The organism is Bacillus sp. 22-7, from assembly GCF_010628845.1.
GTDB classification, from domain to species: Bacteria; Bacillota; Bacilli; order Bacillales; family Cytobacillaceae; genus Cytobacillus; species Cytobacillus firmus_B.
Map to the genome: position 1 here is coordinate 1 of NZ_NJQY01000026.1, position 17,557 is coordinate 17,557.

At 41.0% G+C, this 17,557-nt stretch carries 17 protein-coding genes; 5 read left to right on the forward strand and 12 right to left on the reverse strand.

What is annotated here, in order from left to right; translation table 11 throughout:
* Positions 1 to 113: 113 nt before the first annotated feature.
* Positions 114 to 866 (reverse strand): C39 family peptidase, encoded by a 753-nt coding sequence (locus CE058_RS18030; RefSeq protein ID WP_163144536.1) that lies wholly within the window; start codon positions 864 to 866, stop codon positions 114 to 116.
* Positions 867 to 1,178: 312 nt separating this feature from the next.
* Here CE058_RS18030 and CE058_RS18035 point away from each other — a divergent pair, with 312 nt between their 5' ends.
* Positions 1,179 to 2,099 carry a MerR family transcriptional regulator gene (locus tag CE058_RS18035; RefSeq protein WP_286168064.1) on the forward strand — a complete coding sequence of 307 codons (921 nt, stop codon included), beginning with the start codon at positions 1,179 to 1,181 and terminating at the stop codon, positions 2,097 to 2,099.
* Between the two features lie 46 nt (positions 2,100 to 2,145).
* Here the strand turns inward: CE058_RS18035 and CE058_RS18040 are convergent, their stop codons facing one another.
* Entirely contained in the window at positions 2,146 to 3,159 is a 1,014-nt protein-coding gene (locus CE058_RS18040) for a DUF3231 family protein (protein WP_163144540.1), read from the reverse strand.
* An 88-nt stretch (positions 3,160 to 3,247) separates the two neighbouring features.
* A complete protein-coding gene (gene speD / locus CE058_RS18045; protein WP_163144656.1) occupies positions 3,248 to 4,072 on the reverse strand; it encodes an adenosylmethionine decarboxylase in 825 nt (274 codons plus the stop codon).
* A gap of 225 nt (positions 4,073 to 4,297) precedes the next feature.
* Between speD and CE058_RS18050 the strand changes: the two genes are divergently transcribed.
* Both CE058_RS18050 and CE058_RS18055 read left to right on the forward strand, forming a co-directional pair.
* Positions 4,298 to 5,440 carry a CAP domain-containing protein gene (locus tag CE058_RS18050; RefSeq protein WP_286168065.1) on the forward strand — a complete coding sequence of 381 codons (1,143 nt, stop codon included), beginning with the start codon at positions 4,298 to 4,300 and terminating at the stop codon, positions 5,438 to 5,440.
* Between the two features lie 108 nt (positions 5,441 to 5,548).
* The gene (locus CE058_RS18055) at positions 5,549 to 5,977 is read left to right on the forward strand and encodes a cell wall hydrolase (protein ID WP_163144544.1); all 429 of its coding nucleotides are present in this window, start codon (positions 5,549 to 5,551) and stop codon (positions 5,975 to 5,977) included.
* 44 nt (positions 5,978 to 6,021) lie between these two features.
* Here the strand turns inward: CE058_RS18055 and CE058_RS18060 are convergent, their stop codons facing one another.
* From CE058_RS18060 to CE058_RS18070, 4 genes are all read right to left on the reverse strand, one after another.
* Complete coding sequence (locus CE058_RS18060) at positions 6,022 to 6,621, reverse strand: YdcF family protein (RefSeq protein ID WP_163144546.1); 600 nt, start codon at positions 6,619 to 6,621, stop codon at positions 6,022 to 6,024.
* Between the two features lie 123 nt (positions 6,622 to 6,744).
* Positions 6,745 to 7,380 (reverse strand): FMN-dependent NADH-azoreductase, encoded by a 636-nt coding sequence (locus CE058_RS18065; RefSeq protein WP_163144548.1) that lies wholly within the window; start codon positions 7,378 to 7,380, stop codon positions 6,745 to 6,747.
* Between the two features lie 512 nt (positions 7,381 to 7,892).
* Positions 7,893 to 8,042 (reverse strand): hypothetical protein, encoded by a 150-nt coding sequence (locus CE058_RS24845; RefSeq protein ID WP_197245729.1) that lies wholly within the window; start codon positions 8,040 to 8,042, stop codon positions 7,893 to 7,895.
* Between the two features lie 180 nt (positions 8,043 to 8,222).
* A complete protein-coding gene (locus CE058_RS18070; protein WP_048011750.1) occupies positions 8,223 to 9,452 on the reverse strand; it encodes a CNNM domain-containing protein in 1,230 nt (409 codons plus the stop codon).
* Between the two features lie 475 nt (positions 9,453 to 9,927).
* Between CE058_RS18070 and CE058_RS18075 the strand changes: the two genes are divergently transcribed.
* Entirely contained in the window at positions 9,928 to 11,220 is a 1,293-nt protein-coding gene (locus tag CE058_RS18075) for a TolB family protein (RefSeq protein ID WP_286168066.1), read from the forward strand.
* A gap of 18 nt (positions 11,221 to 11,238) precedes the next feature.
* Here CE058_RS18075 and CE058_RS18080 read toward each other — a convergent pair whose 3' ends face one another.
* The 5 genes from CE058_RS18080 to CE058_RS18100 all read right to left on the reverse strand — a co-directional run bounded on the left by CE058_RS18080 (position 11,239) and on the right by CE058_RS18100 (position 15,926).
* The gene (locus CE058_RS18080) at positions 11,239 to 11,937 is read right to left on the reverse strand and encodes an ABC transporter ATP-binding protein (RefSeq protein ID WP_163144549.1); all 699 of its coding nucleotides are present in this window, start codon (positions 11,935 to 11,937) and stop codon (positions 11,239 to 11,241) included.
* Position 11,938: 1 nt separating this feature from the next.
* Positions 11,939 to 12,892, reverse strand: coding sequence for an ABC transporter permease (locus CE058_RS18085; protein ID WP_163144551.1), 954 nt, complete (start codon positions 12,890 to 12,892; stop codon positions 11,939 to 11,941).
* Positions 12,893 to 12,927: 35 nt separating this feature from the next.
* The gene (locus CE058_RS18090; RefSeq protein ID WP_163144553.1) at positions 12,928 to 13,401 is read right to left on the reverse strand and encodes a nitrous oxide reductase accessory protein NosL; all 474 of its coding nucleotides are present in this window, start codon (positions 13,399 to 13,401) and stop codon (positions 12,928 to 12,930) included.
* Positions 13,391 to 14,743, reverse strand: a complete 1,353-nt coding sequence (locus tag CE058_RS18095) for a right-handed parallel beta-helix repeat-containing protein (RefSeq protein WP_163144555.1) — start codon at positions 14,741 to 14,743, stop codon at positions 13,391 to 13,393. The genes CE058_RS18090 and CE058_RS18095 overlap by 11 nt, the downstream gene beginning before the upstream one ends.
* A 121-nt stretch (positions 14,744 to 14,864) precedes the next feature.
* On the reverse strand, positions 14,865 to 15,926 hold the full coding sequence (locus tag CE058_RS18100) for a multicopper oxidase domain-containing protein (protein ID WP_163144557.1): 1,062 nt from the start codon (positions 15,924 to 15,926) through the stop codon (positions 14,865 to 14,867).
* Positions 15,927 to 16,273: 347 nt separating this feature from the next.
* Here CE058_RS18100 and CE058_RS18105 point away from each other — a divergent pair, with 347 nt between their 5' ends.
* Positions 16,274 to 17,104 (forward strand): undecaprenyl-diphosphate phosphatase, encoded by an 831-nt coding sequence (locus tag CE058_RS18105; protein ID WP_048011828.1) that lies wholly within the window; start codon positions 16,274 to 16,276, stop codon positions 17,102 to 17,104.
* Positions 17,105 to 17,557 lie beyond the last annotated feature (453 nt).

Here is a 17,557-nt window from a genome sequence, read left to right on the forward strand (position 1 = left end):
ACCCCCGCTTATCCTCCTTGGCTTCCTCTGAGTTTTGAAGTGGGGGTCTTACTGCCCGTTAGACTGCGATAAAGAAGGGACTGCAAGCTGCAGCCCCTTCTTTTGCTATTATGCTAGTTAATGACAATAGCCTGTGACCCCATCAGCTCCCAGGCTTCTATAAATTGCTGTCTAGGCACCTTTTTATTTTTCGTGCCATACGGATCGTTAATATAGATATTTTCCTCATCATACCCGGTTATAGCTACACTATGCATCTGGAAGGTCACATCCACCGGTCCGCCCGGTGTATTCCAGGTTTCGAAAGATGCAGCGGGTGACAGGCTTGCGGTTGTAATGATCCAGACCGGCGACCCTTTCGCTACTTTTTCAAGCAGCACATCGAACGGCTTGCCAGTCAAATTCTCAGCACGGTCAGGAAAGTAGTTTTTCGCCAGATTGAAAATCGGCCCCTCATAAACGCCTAATCCCGGACCATCCTCCATATTGCCGACAAAGCCGTCATTGGGATTCCCGTACTCGCCTCCGCTATATCTGAGCGGTACCCGGTTAACCTCCTTTGCCAGCTCATTTTTTGATACTTTAATGCCTTCATAGCTTATAATCATTGCCAAACTGGTAATCTCACAACCATTATATAAACGCGGGTGATCCATTTGGTTGTACAATGGCACATCCAAAAGCACCGATTTCTTCATAATTTCCTGCTTCACGTGTGGTTCATGCTGTGCCTCCGCGTGCGGAACAGCTGTATAATATATTTCCTTTTCATTTGAGTGTTCATTGCTACCCATCTTTATGCTTCCCACAGTCAGAGACAATCCAACCCCGGCTGCTATTGACATTGCGAAAATTCTATTACCCAATTGATTAAACTCCCTCTTCAATTCGCTGTTTTTATAATATTCTAGTTTGCTAAACTCCCCAACCATTGTGCCATACCCGCCCGAATATGACAAATCGCCTGATGATTGGCAAATTTTTTTGGACTTTTGTCAAAATGGCGGTTTTTTGCTTTTTTCTGATGAATAACGTCTTGTTTTGATAGCTTTTGTCATGCGGCAGGAAAAAGAGGTATATCCTGCTGAATAGGTTAGTTAGAAATTGATTCGGAACCCGCTTCCGAATGATTCAGAATCTATTTTGGAAAGGGCTGAGTTAAAATGGATACGCAATATATGAAAGCTTATACAATAAAAGAGGTCTCGAAAATGCTGAATGTGCCTCCGGGGACCTTAAGGCAATGGGAAAAAGATTTGAACGGACTTTTGCTGATTCCCAGGTCCAAGCAGGGAGCCCGTTTTTATACAGACCATGAAATTGCATTGCTTGATAAAGTGAAGCAAATGCGCGATAAAAACCTGAGCAAGGAAATGATCCGGGAATTGATGCAAAAACATATGGACTTTGTTTCTGAAACGGCTTCTCCAGCAAATGAAACTGCTTTGGCGGCAATAGAACCGGAAACAGCATTACATAAAGAACAGGATTCAGTCATGAATGCTGAACAGTTCATGGCTATCATGGGAAATTTCAGAGACAGCTTACTTACAGATGTCAGAAATGAAATTCGCAGCGGCGTTCGAAAGGAAGTTTTAGAAGAAGTGAAAAAAGAGATTAGCAAAGGATCTTTGCATACCGTTAAAAGCCTGTCGGATTCAATCTACAAATCAGGCGAAAAAACGAAAGCGGAAATTGAATCACTGACAGCGAGGATTGAGCAGACATCAGAAGATACCTCCGAAGCATTCGGAACTCTTTCGAAAAGGGTTGCGAAGAGTTCGAAACGTACTTCCGATCAAATTCATCAGTTGACAAACAAACTGACGGAATCATCGGAAGCTTCTTCCGAAGAGTTCAAAACCATGATCCATTACATCTCCTCTTCCGCCGAGGTGACCAGCACCGAAATCAGCTCGCTGATTGAAACATTAAATACGGACAGGGAAATTTATATCGAAACCATTAATAAAGAGCGGGAGCAATATTGGCATGAAGTAAAGCAGCGGGAAGATGTTTTTCAGGATATGATTGTTTCCTTCCGAAGCGCGGCTGCCGCACAGGAACCTGAAAAAAAATGGTGGAAGTTTTGGAAATAGGATGGTGTATATTTGAAAAGAACCAGGAGAGCAGCATTCCCTGGTTCTAGCTTTGTCTTCTGGCCAGGTCTGTCCGGTTGGGTGAACCTGGCGGCTGTTCCAGCCACTTGTGTTTGATCATAATGTCTGCCCCGTCTTTGGCAAACTGGGCGATTTCCAGAGAAAGACGTTCATAATTCAGGATTAAATCACTTCTTTGGCTTGCGGAAGCTGCTGCTGAATAGTTTCCTGATCCCAATGTACTCAGAAATGCCATAAGCTGCATCATCAGCCGTTCTGAGAATGGTGATTCGTCGTTTCCATTTACAGCATAATCGGCGGAATTAGGGGCTTGAATATCATTGTCAAGCAATGTTGCACTAAGAACTTTCACATGTTTTTTTGAGATGTCCCTGCCCCGTTCCATATAGCTGATAATTTCTTTTGATTTGGCAGCCTGTGAGAAGCTGAGAGCGAGCATGGTTCCCACCATGTTGGTTTCCACATTAAAGGATAAATGGGCAATCTCAATCGCATTTAAAGGCCGCGGCTTCTTTAAAGGATTTAAACCGCTTAAATAACTTTTATCATCAATCATGTCTGTTTCCGCCGGAATATCTATGAAGGGCCGTCTCAAATAAATACCCTTCTCTAAGGCTATGTCTGTTGCTTTTTCAAACAATTCGACGGTTTGATCGATGCATTTAATAAAGTATGCTCTAATATCTTTCCTGGCACACATGCCCAAAGAGCTGCCATACGCAACAAGACCGGATTTGGCCATCTGCATAATAAATTCAAGCATGAATGTATCTGTGTATAACTTTTGAGCATTGAGGTTAACGTCATTAGCTGAAAAGCCTCTTGGTATTGGAAACTTTTCATTTTGGAAAAAATCAGTCAAAAACTTGATATGGCCATCCGATAATTGACGGGCGAATTCAATTACAGGTTTTATTTCGTTATCTTCCACGGTCTTAACAAAATAATCCAGAAGAGGCAATGACATGCTGTCATTTAGGTAACCTGTCCATAAAACTGCCATTTCACCTGATGTCAAATGAACCTTGTTTTCTTTCATCCCAAATCCCCCTATTTATCGTTATTTTTATCATTTCCTGGTTTCAGGGGATTATGAAAAAAGACTCCCTGATTGGGAGCCTTCATGTTCACTCTGATATAGAACCGGGTTTAATATTTTTCCCGTAAAAAATCTCGTCCATCTCTGTTGTGAGCCGCTCAGTAATCTCTTCGGCCTCCTTGGGATCAAGCGTGTCCTTAGTGTATCCAAATAAATAATTATCCAAATCGAAATCCCTTATTTTACATTTGGTATGAAAGGTATGTGCCTGATAAATATTTACGTCGATCATATCAAAATCTTCTTTTGCTTCATCGGGAATATAATTCTGAATCGAACTGATATCATGGTCGATATAGAGTTTTTTCCCGTCCTTGTCCCGTGTAAATCCCCTGACTCTGTAATCAATGGTCATGATGTCTGTATCAAAGGAATGAATCAGGTAATTAAGGGCTTTTAGCGGGGAAATTTCTCCGCAGGTGGATACATCTATATCAGCCCTGAATGTGCTGATTCCTTCGTCAGGATGATATTCAGGATAGGTATGGACGGTAATATGGCTTTTATCCAGCTGCATGACTACGTTATCCGGCAGCGGTCCGGGAGATTCATCATAAGATTCAGCCGGCACTTCTACTACTGGCCCTTCAGATACAAGGACCGTCACACTTGCACCTTGTGGCACATAATCCTGCTGTGCCACATTCAGGACATGTGCACCAATAATATCGGAAACATTCGTAAGTATTTTTGTGAGCCGCTCCGCGCTATATTCCTCATCAATATAATCTATATAGGCTTCACGCTCTTCCCTAGTCCTCGTATAACAAATATCATACATATTAAAGCTGAGTGATTTTGTCAGATTATTAAATCCATGGAGTTCAATTCTTTGTTCCGGTGTCAGTTTCAACATGCTTCCCCCTTTGCAGCTCATCTGTTCATTTTCATTTTTATAATTATGTTACCCAAACTTTTCACTTAAAAACGGAAAATATCGAATCACGGTTAAAGTGACAGGCAAACAGGGTAGAAAAATAAGGAAAGCCGCAATATTTTGCATTTCCGGATTTTTAGATCTTATAATGAATGGGCATACCTTTGATATTGGGTTCAAAGGTGCATGGGAGGAGATTATTTGAGGAAGGTTTTATTTATACTTATCCTGTTATTTGTCGGTTTCGCTTTTTCACAGCCGGATGAAAAATCAGCAGTTGATTCTAAGTCAGGAACTGTAATGGATAATATAAAAACAGATATTCAGCTTTTTAAAGACAATAAGGACCTCCAGAATGTAATAACGGGCGTTATGGAGGAGGCGCAAAACTGGGCAGATCAATTACTCCTGACAATCGGTGAATATACCGGGGAAAAAAATCTTTCTCCTGAAGATAAAGCCGAAAAACCTGTTTTGGAAGCCCCTGAGGAACAAACCTTTTCTATTCATAACATAGAAATAGGTGAGGATAAGGCGGAAATTGAAAAGAATCTCGGTCCCTCCATCCGTATCTCTGCGAATGAATATGGAACCGACTGGCATGCATATCATGATCACTATCAAAATTTCGTAATGGTCGCTTATGACAAGCAGGAAAAAGCAGCAGGCATCTATACAAATCAGGATCTGATTTCTTCAACAAAAGAGATTGCCTACGGGACGCCAAAGTCATCCGTGGCGGAACAGCTGGGAAAGCCGCTGGACAGAATGAGAAAAGACTTTGTCATCTTTCAGCTTGAAGAAAATCGTGATTATGACTTATATGAACTGGACGGGAATTACGTAACCATTTTTTATGATAAGCATCGTGACAATACGGTCACATCCATTCAAATAATCAGCAAATCACTTGAAAAGCAAAAAGAATCCTTTTATGCAAATGCCAGCAGTGTTTTAAAAGAGGGATTTGAATGGCAGCTTTTCGATATTACCAATGCTGAGAGAGTAAATCATGGACTGCCCGTTCTGGAATGGGATGATACTGTTAAGGAAACGGCCCGTAAGCACAGCAGCGATATGGCAGAGAACAATTATTTTGACCATACCAACCTGCAGGGCCTCTCCCCTTTTGACAGAATGCAGGCGGATGAAGTTTCATTTATGTTAGCCGGGGAAAACCTTGCTTCCGGTCAATTCAGCAGTATCTTTGCTCACGAAGGGTTAATGAATTCACTCGGCCACCGCAAAAATATTCTGCGTGCGGATTATGAATTTTTAGGTGTCGGTGTCGCTTTTAATTCAAAATCACAGCCTTATTATACGGAAAATTTTTATGCCAACTAAAAGCTCCAGCTTCTGCCGGAGCTTTTTCCTTGTAAAAAGCACATTCCACTCTTATGTGCATACCCTATATCAGCCTATATAAAATTAGAGGAATTGGGGTGAGACAGAATGGCAGTGGTGAAGGCACGAGAACAAGATATAGATTTGCTTGCCCGCCTTCTTCGGGCAGAAGCTGAAGGCGAAGGCCAGCAGGGCATGTTAATGGTGGGAAATGTGGGGATTAACCGTATCAGGGCAAATTGTTCTGATTTCGTTGGTATTCGCACCATACCGCAAATGATTTACCAGCCACATGCTTTTGAAGCTGTCCAAAAAGGCTATTTTTATCAGAGGGCAAGGGAAGTGGAAAGAAGACTCGCGCGAAGGGCTGTACGTGGTGAGCGGATCTGGCCATCCAAATTTGCACTATGGTATTTCCGGCCGCCTGGCGAATGTCCGCCCACATGGTACAATCAGCCCTTAGCCGGAAGATTTAAGCTGCATTGCTTTTACGAGCCTACAGCGGAAGAATGCGAGAATGTTTATAATACATTTTAAAAGAATCCCTGCCAATTGGATACTGGCGGGGATTTTTCTTGACATTAAATTTCCTGATCCATCAGAATGCCTTTTTTCACGTAATCAATTATTTTCCCGGCTTCATCAAACGCTCTTTTTCTCCCATAAGGATGCTGCTTCCATTGCTCTTTCCCGGTTGCACCATCATCAGAACATACGAGAGAGTAGTTTATCCAATTTGGCATATACGTCAATAATGTTAAGTGCAGCCTCCTCATATGAAATGGAGCCGTCACAACAATGATATTGGAGATGTTCTCCAGCCCGCACATCCGGTCCATAACCAGCATAGAGGCAAGCACATTTTCTTTTGTATGAAGAGATTTATTTTCAATGAAGAGGTCATTGGGGTGAATTCTGTACAAAATGGCTTTTTTCATTAACATTTCTGCTTCAGTCATTTCATTGCCCGGCCATTTTACACCACCTGATAAAAGCAGCTTTTTTGCCCTTCCTTCTTGATAAAGCCTGACAGCTTCAGGCAATCGATATTCTGCAGCTCTGCTGCTTCCAGGCACAAATATTAAATCTCCTTTTTTCAGATTATCCTCAATCCCATCATAAAGCAGCTTGGAAACATCTTCCTCATTTAAATGCCTGGGGCTGAATTCCGAGATTTTCACAAACCTTCCCCCTTTCGTTCCCAGCTTATTAACTTCCTGTATTATACTATTCTTCCGGGACAAGAGCTCTCCTTATATATGCCTAGTCAAAAAGAAAAAGCAGCGGAAATCCGCTGCTTTTGTTTAGAAAGTTTTTGCTTTGTCTTTTGCACGGGCAATGGCATCAGCTTTGATTTCTTCAGCTTTATCAGGCATTGCGTTGTGCCCTTCCACGAACAGACCCTCGAATGAAGGGACGCCGAAGAATTGCATTAATACTGTTAAATAACGGTGACCCATTTCCATCTCAGCTGCAGGCCCTTCAGAATAGATGCCTCCACGAGCCTGGATGTGAATCGCTTTTTTGTCAATCAATAACCCGATTGGGCCTTCAGCCGTATACTTAAATGCCTTGCCGGCTACAGCCACTGAATCAAGATACGCTTTCATTACTGGAGGGAACGAAAAGTTCCAAAGTGGTGTAACAAACACATATTTGTCAGCTGCAACGAATTGTTCGCTTAGTTCGGATAAGCGGCCTACTTTTGTCTTTTCATCTTCAGACAGTTCCTCAAAACCTTTGCCTGACTGAAGCTTGCCCCATCCGCTGAAAACATCCACATCAATTGCCGGGACATTTTCCTTGTATAAATCAATATGAACGATTTCGTCATTTGGGTTAGCTTCCTTGTAGGAATCAATAAATGCCTTTCCTGCTGCCATGCTGTATGACACCTTATCATCATGAGGGTGTGCTGTAATGTATAAAACCTGAGCCATAATTTTATCACCTTTCCATTTTGAGTTGTCAACTTAGTTTGAATCAGAAGTAAAATATGTATTCATCCTGCAGTATGATCATTTTTATTCTTAATCCGAGATAATTATATTCAAAACAAAAAAGATTTTCAAATGATTTGCTCATGCTATTTTTTAATACCCAAAATTAAGGATGGATAATCCTCAATAAAATAGGCTCTTTTTTCAAAGCTTCTGTTTTTTTGTTTATGAAGTCAGCCCGTTGATTCCGCTCCACGCACGCAGCGAACCCGCGGGGAGGAATGTGAGCCTCCTCGGCTTCGCCTGGGGGGTCTCACACTTCCCTCTCCTCCCGCATGACATTGAATAAGCTTCCTCGCATGAACACCGAACGAAGGAAATGGCGTCAGCATTTTCGAGTATCAAGTGCCTTCCGCTCAATCAACTCAGAGGTCTAATTTAGTTACATATCCAAAAAATAGAAACTTAACTTTACGAATATAAAAAAAAAAGACCCCAAAACGGGTCCTTATTTACTCTTGTTCTTTAGGTGAATATGGATTGGTTCCGATGTTTTTTCTCATTTCATCTGTTAGTTCAAAAGGAATACTTGAAGTTGCTTCACCGTCTGTTTCGTAGTTCATTTGTACGCTTCCATCATAATGAAATGGTTTGTTTTCCATGCTAAGGTCACCTCTAATTTTATTGTTTTTATTATATTATATACTAAAAAGGACCTATTTTTTCAGAAAAATAAAAATTATTTATTTATTTTCCTGTACCTATTGTTCCCGAATATACCCTGGTTTATTTATTGATAATAAAAAAGCATTATTCCCGCGCGGAAATAATGCTCATATATATCAAGGTGTTTTTTTCTTAATTTCGACAAGCTTAATTCTGTTGTCTACAATTGATTTTATTTCAAAATGCAGATGATGGTATTCGAATGTTTCCCCTTCTTCAGGAAAATGACCCAGTTCTTTTAGTAAAAATCCTGCAAGGATGTCTTCCTCTTCGGGGATTTTTGTTTTAAAGACTTCATTGATTCTGCGGATTGCCAGTTTGCCGTGAACAATAATGTGGTTTTCCGTTAATTCGTCGATCAGCACTTCCGCATTTTCATCCGTTTCATCTTCAATTTCCTGGCCAAGCATCGCTTCAAGAATATCCTCATGTGTGATGATGCCTTTAGTCCCGCCGTATTCATCAAGAACAATGGCAAGGTGCTTCCTTTCTTTCATCATCATTTTGAATACCTTGTCAATGCTATGAAATTCATATACAAATAAAGGCTCTAAATCAGTGAAATCCTTTAAGGACTTCTCAGGCTGATTGGACCAGGAGAGCAGTACCTTAGCATGGAAAACCCCGACAATATTATCCATATTATCTTTATACACCGGATACCTTGTAAAACGATTATCCAACACTATATTCTTTGCTTCTTCTATCGTTGCTTCATATGGAATTCCTTCAATTTCCATTCGCGGCGTTTTTAGCGCATCGCTGACATCTAAATTATAAAAATCAATGATCCCTTTAATTCGCTGTGTTTCTTCTTCATGGAAGGTTCCTTCGCTTGTAGCTATATCAACCATGGTAATGAGTTCTTCCTTGGATACAGATACTGAATCCACATCATTTTTAGAAAGAAATTTAATAATTACCCTCGTGAATCTGGATATTAGAAAAGTGACCGGCTTTAAAATCAGCATAAGAATTCGAATGACCGGAAATACAAGATAAGCAATTTTGTCGGCAAAGCTTGCTGCGATGGACTTTGGCAGAACTTCCGCAAATAAAATTAATGCTACAGTCAGAATTCCCGTTGCCACCCCTACATTGAAATCATAATCAAGCGCAATTATGGTAACCAGTGTAGGCAGCATGATATTAGCAATATTATTGCCAATCAAAATGGATGTAATCATCTCATCAGGCTTTGACACCACATCCAAAATTCTTTGTGCTTTCTTATCATTATTATCTGCTCTGGATTTTAATTTCATTTTGTTAACAGCAGTTAGTGCAGTCTCACTTCCTGACAGGAAAAAGGACATGAACATAAAAAACAAAATAGCAATGAACAAAGTTGATTTCCTCCAATATTAATCCATTTTTAATTGTTTTTACCCGATTGACATCCGAAAAAACGGAGCTGGGCAATTTTGTCTACTAAACCATCATTATAAAGTAATTGAAATTATATCGAAAATTTAAAGCATTTATTCAATCTGCTCTTTTCATTTGCTTTCAATAAAGTGAAACTTCNNTGTTAGTTGAACCAATCGGGCCTTACGGGCAGTTGATCCCCACTTATCCTTCTTTGATTCAACTAAGTCTTGAAGGGGGGGCTTACTGCCCGTTAGACTGCGATAAAGTGAAACTTCAATCAGTGGGGGCTTTATCCCCCGCTGATTGTTAGTTGAACCAATCGGGCCTTACGGGCAGTTGACCCCCACTTATCCTTCTTTGATTCAACTAAGTCTTGAAGTTGGGGTCTTACTGCCCGTTAGACTGCGATAAAATAACTCTCTTTGTCCATAATAAGCATGATTAAGTAACTTGAAGGAAGATGAGAAGGATATGCGCAAGCTGATTTTGCTGCTTTGCTGCTTCCTGCTTATTATCCCGTTGGATGCATGGGGAGATACGGCAGAAAACCAATTGCAGGCAGCTTTTATACGAAATGGCTATTTGTGGATCAAGACCGGAGCGGCTGAAGAACAGATTACTGCTGAACCTGCAAAATTCACAAATACGCCAAAGTGGTCCTATGATGGCCAATGGCTCCTATATGAAAAAAAATCTCAGGAACCCCAATCGCCTGATATGGAAAACCGCACAGAGATATGGGTATACAATGTAAAGTCAAAGAAGCATAAAAGGATTTTTCAAGGGGGCGGGAATGCCAAGTGGGCACCTTCCGATTACAGGATTGCTTTCACCAGTAATGGAGTCTTAAACATATCGGATATGAATCAATTCTATAATATCGCTTTAGGAGTAGATGATTATAATTGGTATCCTGACGGAAAAGGATTTATTTTATCTACAAGCGCCGACTTAAAGCCGGACGGCTGGACCAGCCCCATTCTATATAAAATTCAGCTGCCGGAACGACTTGAGGACATGAATTTGACTCAGCATGTGAAACCGATCTTTACTATACCTAAGGAAATAGGCAACGGCAAGGCATCCATTATGTCCATAAACGCTACCACGATGGAGTTCTCAGCAGACGGGAAATGGATCTCTTTCATAGTGAGTCCTACTGCATCTCTGGCCATGGACAGTGATATGGTTTGTGTCATTTCTCCTGATGGGAAGAATTTTGAAGTTCTTGATGAGATGATCCTTCATCTGGACGTTCCTAAGTGGGCGCCGGGCAGGAATTTATTGGGCTACATTGCGGGCGGGGGCAGAATTGTCATGGGCTTCAAAAACAAAAAATTGAAGGTGGCAGAATTGCCTGCCTTTAATACCTTGAACCTTACCCCTGCTAAATTTGCGGAAATGGGCTTTACGTGGGTGGATAATGAAAGGCTCGTAGCTTCACGCGTGGATGAAAGTGAATGGTCAAACGATCCGCAAAGGCGGCCCGAACCAACACTATGTCTGATTCAGCTCAACAAGCCCCAGCAGACGAGAATCACCTATCCTAAAAATTCAATTGGCGATTATAACCCTCTTTATTTAAAGACGGCCGGCAAATTAACTTGGGTCAGAAAAAAGCTAGCCGGGCAAAAAGGAGACATATGGGTTGCTGAACTTAGTGGAAAAAATGCGAAGCTATGGGCAAAGGATGTTGAACAATATTCATTTTATGAAAACAGAGGACAAAAAAGCGGTTCCTAAATGGAATCGCTCTTTGTTTCAGTCCGATTGATGTTCTATTTTGTGTATAGAAAGGAATACCTCCTCTAATGAGGAACATTTATATTCTTTGTAAGCTTGATCAAGCGTTCCATAAAATTTTATTTTCCCGTTAAATAAGATAATCAGTTTGTCGGCGATTTCTATGGCGTCCCTCATAATGTGACTGCTGATTATGATCGTTTTATTTTTCTCTTTCAACTCCTTTATTATCTTTTTAAGCTGAATAACCCAATAGGGATCCAATCCGTCTGTCGGTTCATCAAGGATATAGATGTCCGTATCGGCGAGCAGACACTGAGCCAGATTAAGCCGCTGACTCATCCCTTTTGAAAATCCTCCAGCTTTCTGGTTTCGTTCGCTCCATAAGCCTGTTTTTTCTAAAATTAATTTGATCGCTTCCTTGTTCTTATTTAAAAATCGACCATAATAATCAAGGATTTCATAAGGTGTAAGCTCTGCTGGGAACATCATTTGGTCAGGCATGTAAGCAAATGGCTTCCGCTGTTTCGAATGGAACTCCACACTTCCAGTGGTGGGACTTTCAACACCTGTAAGCATTTTGATCATTGTACTTTTCCCCGCTCCATTCCCCCCGCACAATACGATGCATTCCCCCTGATCAATGTGGAGATTCAGCGGTGCTAATGCTGTCTTCTTTTTATATGCTTTGGATAACTCCTTCAATTCCACTATCATTTTATACACCTCTTTTCGTTAAAAGCCGGGCTGAAGATAGGATGGTGATTAGAATTATGAGTGAGATGGATACTGTAAGGGCAATTGCTAAAGACCCATTTGTCCCCCACTTTTCGATTATGAGGTATTCAGGTCCAAATACATATTCAGAATTCAGTTTAGAGATCGACCATACGCGGACGGATTCAACCGGGTTCAGAAGGATAAACAAGAACAGGCTGTTTTGCTTGAATGCATATGGAACCCACCCGATGACAGAAAAGATGATAAATTCGTATATAAACACCATGAGAATCCAGAATATAATGGCTGCTGACAGTCCCTGCATCCTTGTTTTGGAAAGGGCTCCAATCAGTAATGATGCCGCTGAGAATACAAGGATTAAAAGCATATTCACCAGCAAAAAAACTTGATAAATATGTGCATTAAAAGAGCTTCCCGCCAAAGAGAAAATCAAGCCGAATAACCCATACGAAATACCTGCTACAAAGAATAACGAGAGGACTAAAGCCAGGAATTTACTGATCAGATAATATCCTGAAGATGCCCGATAAGTTCTGTATAAGGATAATCTCCCATTTTCTTTATCGGCAATAATGGAACTCCCGCCAAGAATCATACAGATGACCGGAATCATCCAAAGAGATAGATTGATCAGCATGGCAATCGAACGGTTGTAGGCAGACTGGCTGAATCCCGCTGCATTGCCCTCTTTCGCCTTTATTTCTCTAAGGCCGTAGTATTCCGGGTTCACACCCATTGTCTCAATATTGTCATTAACACCCTCCAGCCCATACGTTACTTCAGCGGGATCGGATTTTACAGACTGAAGGCCATACAAATAAAGGAGAACTGCCAGAAAGAAAAATAAAATCATAAAATTAAAAAGCCATCTGCTTCTTAAAAGCAGCCGAAGTTCATGTTTTGTCATAGAATACAAAAGTGCGGGATTCATATTGATTCCTCCTCGTGCTGAGGGTATTTATCTCGTTAATGACTGTGATTCTTTCCGTCTCCTTTAAAGCTCTTCATATCAGCTTCCAGAAGCTCATCTTTGGAGTACACAGTTCCACCGTGCTTCATTCGGTATTCCTCGGCTTTTTTCATTGATTCAAAAGCTGCAATTCCATAGCTCATGGGGCTATCAATATCGCTGTGCTGTATAAATGCAGCAGCATCAAACAATATCCATTCCCTGCTGAGATAATCATGTACAAAGGCTGCCTCATATTCAGGCTTCTCTGTCTGTAAATATTGTGTCATACACCCAATATCATCGAACAATACAGGCTCACCGCTTTTTAAAATAAGCTGTGCTGCTGATTCCAAATCAGCAATCCCCATATTGCAGGCAGTACAGCTATCCTCATTCAGGTTGATTTCTGCCGGCTCCGATGCTGATGAAGAGCATGCACTCAGCAATAATGTGAGAACAGCCATTAGAATAACAGGTCTATATCTCATTGTGCTTCCTCCCATAATTCAAAATAAGCAGACTTGTTAAAGCGATAAGGGAAAAGAACAGGATTAATGAAGGCTCACGGCTTGAAGAGGCATTCCTTTTTTCTGATTTGAGTTCTTTCTGTTTTACAGGCGCAGCTTCAGCAAGCGGTGACTCATCTATGATAAAAGCATCTGATGGAATCGGAGTGTATTGTTCAATCATATTCCACAATTCTACGGCCGGACTTTGATAAAAGATCTGCAGTAAAGGTTCATTATCTGCCATTTGATAAAAAACATCACCGCTTTTATAGGCAAAGTCCACTTTATGGTCATGATCCAAATTTAATAAATGATGATCATCAAAATAGTTGCCATAAGTATCCTTACTGAATAGATTCCTGTTATCTTTTTCGGAAATGATTTGCCTTGTATTCCCCGAGAAGTTATTTAAATAAATGGTGTTATCATTTGAGTTCTTCCCCATTTCCAGGCCGGTATCATTCTCCTGAACCTGATTAAATTCAAGTCTGTTCCGCTGTGCGTTTTCAAGAATCATCCCCCTGTAATTGCCCCTCACAATATTGGAAGCAATTTTGGAATCAAATGTGTCATACATAAAAATCCCGGCACCCTCATTTTCTGTGTTCTTATAAAAATAATTATCTAGGATAAATACTTCATAGCTTTGCATGATCATGAGCCCGTTGATGCTTTCAGTCACCCTATTGTCTGCAATTAATACATTTCGGGAATCCATTGTGTGCACGCCATACCGTGCTTTGGACATGATGTTCCCCGTGACTTCACAAAAATCAGAATAGGACACATAAACACCGTCCTGCGTGTGGAAGAAGTAATTATTTTTAACCGCAGTATTTGGGGCTTCGACCAAATAGATGCCAAAGCCCTTGTGCCGGTCCTTACTCTGGAAACTGGTAATGAGATTATTTTCAAACCGGTGCCCATAAGAATTCCTTGCATATATACCGTGAAAAACATTCCACAGCGCAATATGGTGAAGATAAGCACGGTCTCCTGTCACATAGATACCGGCATTCTGTGATCCGCTGCCTTCCACTTCCAGTTTTTCAATAATGACATCGTCCGCTGCAATTGTCAGCACATGGCCATTTTCAGATCCTATAATTCTTGTTCCTTTATCCCCGATAATATGAACTTTTCTCTCTATTGAAAAATTGCCTTCATATATACCTGATTGTAATTTAATGACTGATGCATTCGGATCCGACAAGGCTTCTCTCAGCTCTTTTGATGATGCTGCAGAGAATTCCTGAGCGGAAGCTTTTCCGGCCAGGATAATACTGAAAAATAATAGAAACCATCCGATTTTTTTATACACTCAGCGATCACCTGCCCGGAAATATGCGTTCCGGCTATCTTTTAAAAGACAGCCGGAAAAAGGATTCCATTTTTGTTTTTTCTCTTGTATAATTTAGTTTAAGTTGAGTTTTTATTTATATTTAATGGCTCATTGTAGCCTTGCCGTCGTCTTCACCGGTCTCTGTTACCTTTAGAATGGCGACGGCTCCTTTTTGTGCGTGGTTAAATTGATGCGTCACGATTGGGTAGCTGCCTTCCTTCGTAACGGTAAATTCCACAACAGCTCCGCCGCTCGCAGGGAGCATGACCGTCTGAAGACCTTTGTAATGGTTATAAGGGTTGCCGTCAATGTATACATCGTCAAACACTGTACCAACCACATGGAAAGAGCTTACTTCATTTGGTCCCACATTGTTTACATAGATCCTCACTTTATCCCCTACTTTAGCGAGAAGCGGATTATCCTTAAGTGTGAACGTATCTCCATTTGTATTAGGGTCTCCCTCTTTTAACGCCTTTGTTGAGAAAACCACATGACTCGGAACTCCATTCGTAAAATCATCAAGGTCGTTGTATTTATACCATTCGTTTTGAATAATTGTATATTCTCTATCAATCTCTTTATCAGTCGGATAGCCGTCTTTTGGCTTTACAATAATCGTTCCGTGCATGCCGTTTGCGATATGTGATAATACCGGTGAAGTTCCGCAGTGATACATAAACACCCCCGGTTTATTGGCAGGGTAACTGAATGTTCCCGTTTCATCAGGCTGGACGTTCGAGAAGTCTTTTGAAGGAGCTGCGTGTACAGCGTGAAAGTCCATGCTGTGCGGTATAGCCGGATCCATGTTTTTTAAGGTGAAATTAATTGTGTCCCCTTCATTGACAACCACTACCGGTCCGGGTGCTTCCCCGTTAAATGTCCATGCTTTATAGAATTTACCTTTGTCGATTTCAATATCTGTAATTTGGGAAGTCATTTCGACATTGACTTCATTCGCCCCGACTCTTTCAATCTTCAATGGAATAGGTTCCTGATTTAAATCTTTGTGTGGTGCGATTGCTTCAGGCTGGTTTGTTTCTGCTGCAAGGACTTTTTCCTCAGGCTGAAGGGAATTTTTCGGTGCTGCCCCCTGGCTGCATCCAGTTAGCAAGCCTATGCCTATTGCGGAAGTAAGCAGATATTTTACTCCTTTTTTCATTTTGATTTCCTCCTTAAAATCGATTGGTTTATCTGCTTTTATCATATGGTAAATCAGCTCTGAAATTGGTGATTTTTCTCACAAGACTTTGGAATTCTGTGAAGAGTTTGTGAATTAGTGATCGAACTATTTTTTATTAAGATCCTATTAGATTTCAAAGACTTTGAATGGGGATTTCTGCCTGGTATTGACCAGTGCTGCAATTCACTTTTAGGACATTTTCCGCTGAATTAATAGACAGTTTACAACTATATTACTTTGTAAAATAGTGTTCCTATCTATCTCAAATGGTTTATAATCATTAAATGGAGTTGTTTGCATCAGTTTAAAAGGAGAATATAACAGTTATGGATTTTATTATGATTTTGAAAGCAATTATATTGGGGTTTGTTGAAGGAATGACTGAGTTTGCCCCAGTGTCATCGACAGGACATATGATTATTGTGGATGATATGTGGCTTAATACAAAAGAGTTTTTATCCAAATATGAAGCCAATACCTTTAAAGTCGTTATTCAGCTCGGTTCCATTTTAGCGGTTGTGATCATTTTTAGAGACCGATTCATTGAAATGCTGGGTCTTGGGGGCCGGGGTAAAAGCTCTGAAGAAAAACAAAGCCGCCTGAAATTATCTCAAGTTATTGTCGGGTTAATTCCAGCAGGGATTCTTGGCGTTTTGTTTGAGGATTATATTGATGAACACCTGTTTTCAACTGAAACGGTACTGATTGGTTTGGTTATTGGTGCATTTCTGATGATTTTTGCTGATATTTTTGGAGGCAAAAACCCGAAGACTGTTTCTGTTGATCAAATCACCTATAAACAGGCTTTATCGATTGGATTGATACAGTGTTTCTCCCTTTGGCCTGGATTCTCGCGTTCAGGTTCCACCATTTCCGGCGGCGTGCTGCTTGGGCTGTCACACCGGGCTGCAGCTGATTTTACTTTTATTATGGCTGTGCCGATCATGGCCGGTGCAAGTTTTCTTTCATTAATAAAAAATCTTGAATACTTCTCAGTCGAGGCGCTTCCGTTCTTTATTGCAGGATTCATCAGTGCATTTATTTTTGCATTAGTTTCGATCCGCTTCTTCTTGAAGATTATCGGCAAGATTAAACTGATACCTTTTGCCATTTACAGGATTGTTCTGGCGGGGGTTATCTATTTCGTATTTCTATAAACATGAACCCGGGCTTTGGCGGCCCGGGTTTTTGTTTGTTTGGTTTCCGCTGATTTCTGATGCGTGGATTTGTTTATGGTGAGGATTTCATTGGTTTGAGTCTGATGGGAGAGTGGTGTCGGACTTAGTGCTCTGGATTCTTGGTTTTTGTTTCTGAAGTTGTACCGGGTTCGGACTCTGAACCCGGGATTGTGGCTTTTTGAGTCCGAAGTTGCCTTTTGTTCGGACTCAGACTCCTGGATTTTCCCTTTTTGAGTCCGAAGTTGCCTTGTGTTCGGACTCCAACTCCTGGATTTTCCCTTTTTGAGTCCGAAGTTGCCTCGGGTTCGGACTCTAACTCCCTGCTTTACTCTTTTTGTGTCCGAAGCTGCTCCGTGTTCGGACTCTGAACCCGGGATTGTGGCTTTTTTAGTCCGAAGTTGCCTTGTGTTCGGACTCTAACTCCCTGATTTT

What these genes read in the sequence shown, in the direction of transcription:
- CE058_RS18055 (WP_163144544.1), top strand. Translation starts at nt 5,549, where the DNA reads ATGGCAGTGGTGAAGGCACGAGAACAAGATATAGATTTGCTTGCCCGC.
- CE058_RS18065 (WP_163144548.1), bottom strand. Translation starts at nt 7,380, where the DNA reads ATGGCTCAGGTTTTATACATTACAGCACACCCTCATGATGATAAGGTG.
- CE058_RS18085 (WP_163144551.1), bottom strand. Translation starts at nt 12,892, where the DNA reads ATGAATCCCGCACTTTTGTATTCTATGACAAAACATGAACTTCGGCTG.
- CE058_RS24845 (WP_197245729.1), bottom strand. Translation starts at nt 8,042, where the DNA reads ATGGAAAACAAACCATTTCATTATGATGGAAGCGTACAAATGAACTAC.
- CE058_RS18035 (WP_286168064.1), top strand. Translation starts at nt 1,179, where the DNA reads ATGAAAGCTTATACAATAAAAGAGGTCTCGAAAATGCTGAATGTGCCT.
- CE058_RS18105 (WP_048011828.1), top strand. Translation starts at nt 16,274, where the DNA reads ATGGATTTTATTATGATTTTGAAAGCAATTATATTGGGGTTTGTTGAA.
- CE058_RS18040 (WP_163144540.1), bottom strand. Translation starts at nt 3,159, where the DNA reads ATGAAAGAAAACAAGGTTCATTTGACATCAGGTGAAATGGCAGTTTTA.
- CE058_RS18090 (WP_163144553.1), bottom strand. Translation starts at nt 13,401, where the DNA reads ATGAGATATAGACCTGTTATTCTAATGGCTGTTCTCACATTATTGCTG.
- CE058_RS18080 (WP_163144549.1), bottom strand. Translation starts at nt 11,937, where the DNA reads ATGATAGTGGAATTGAAGGAGTTATCCAAAGCATATAAAAAGAAGACA.
- CE058_RS18100 (WP_163144557.1), bottom strand. Translation starts at nt 15,926, where the DNA reads ATGAAAAAAGGAGTAAAATATCTGCTTACTTCCGCAATAGGCATAGGC.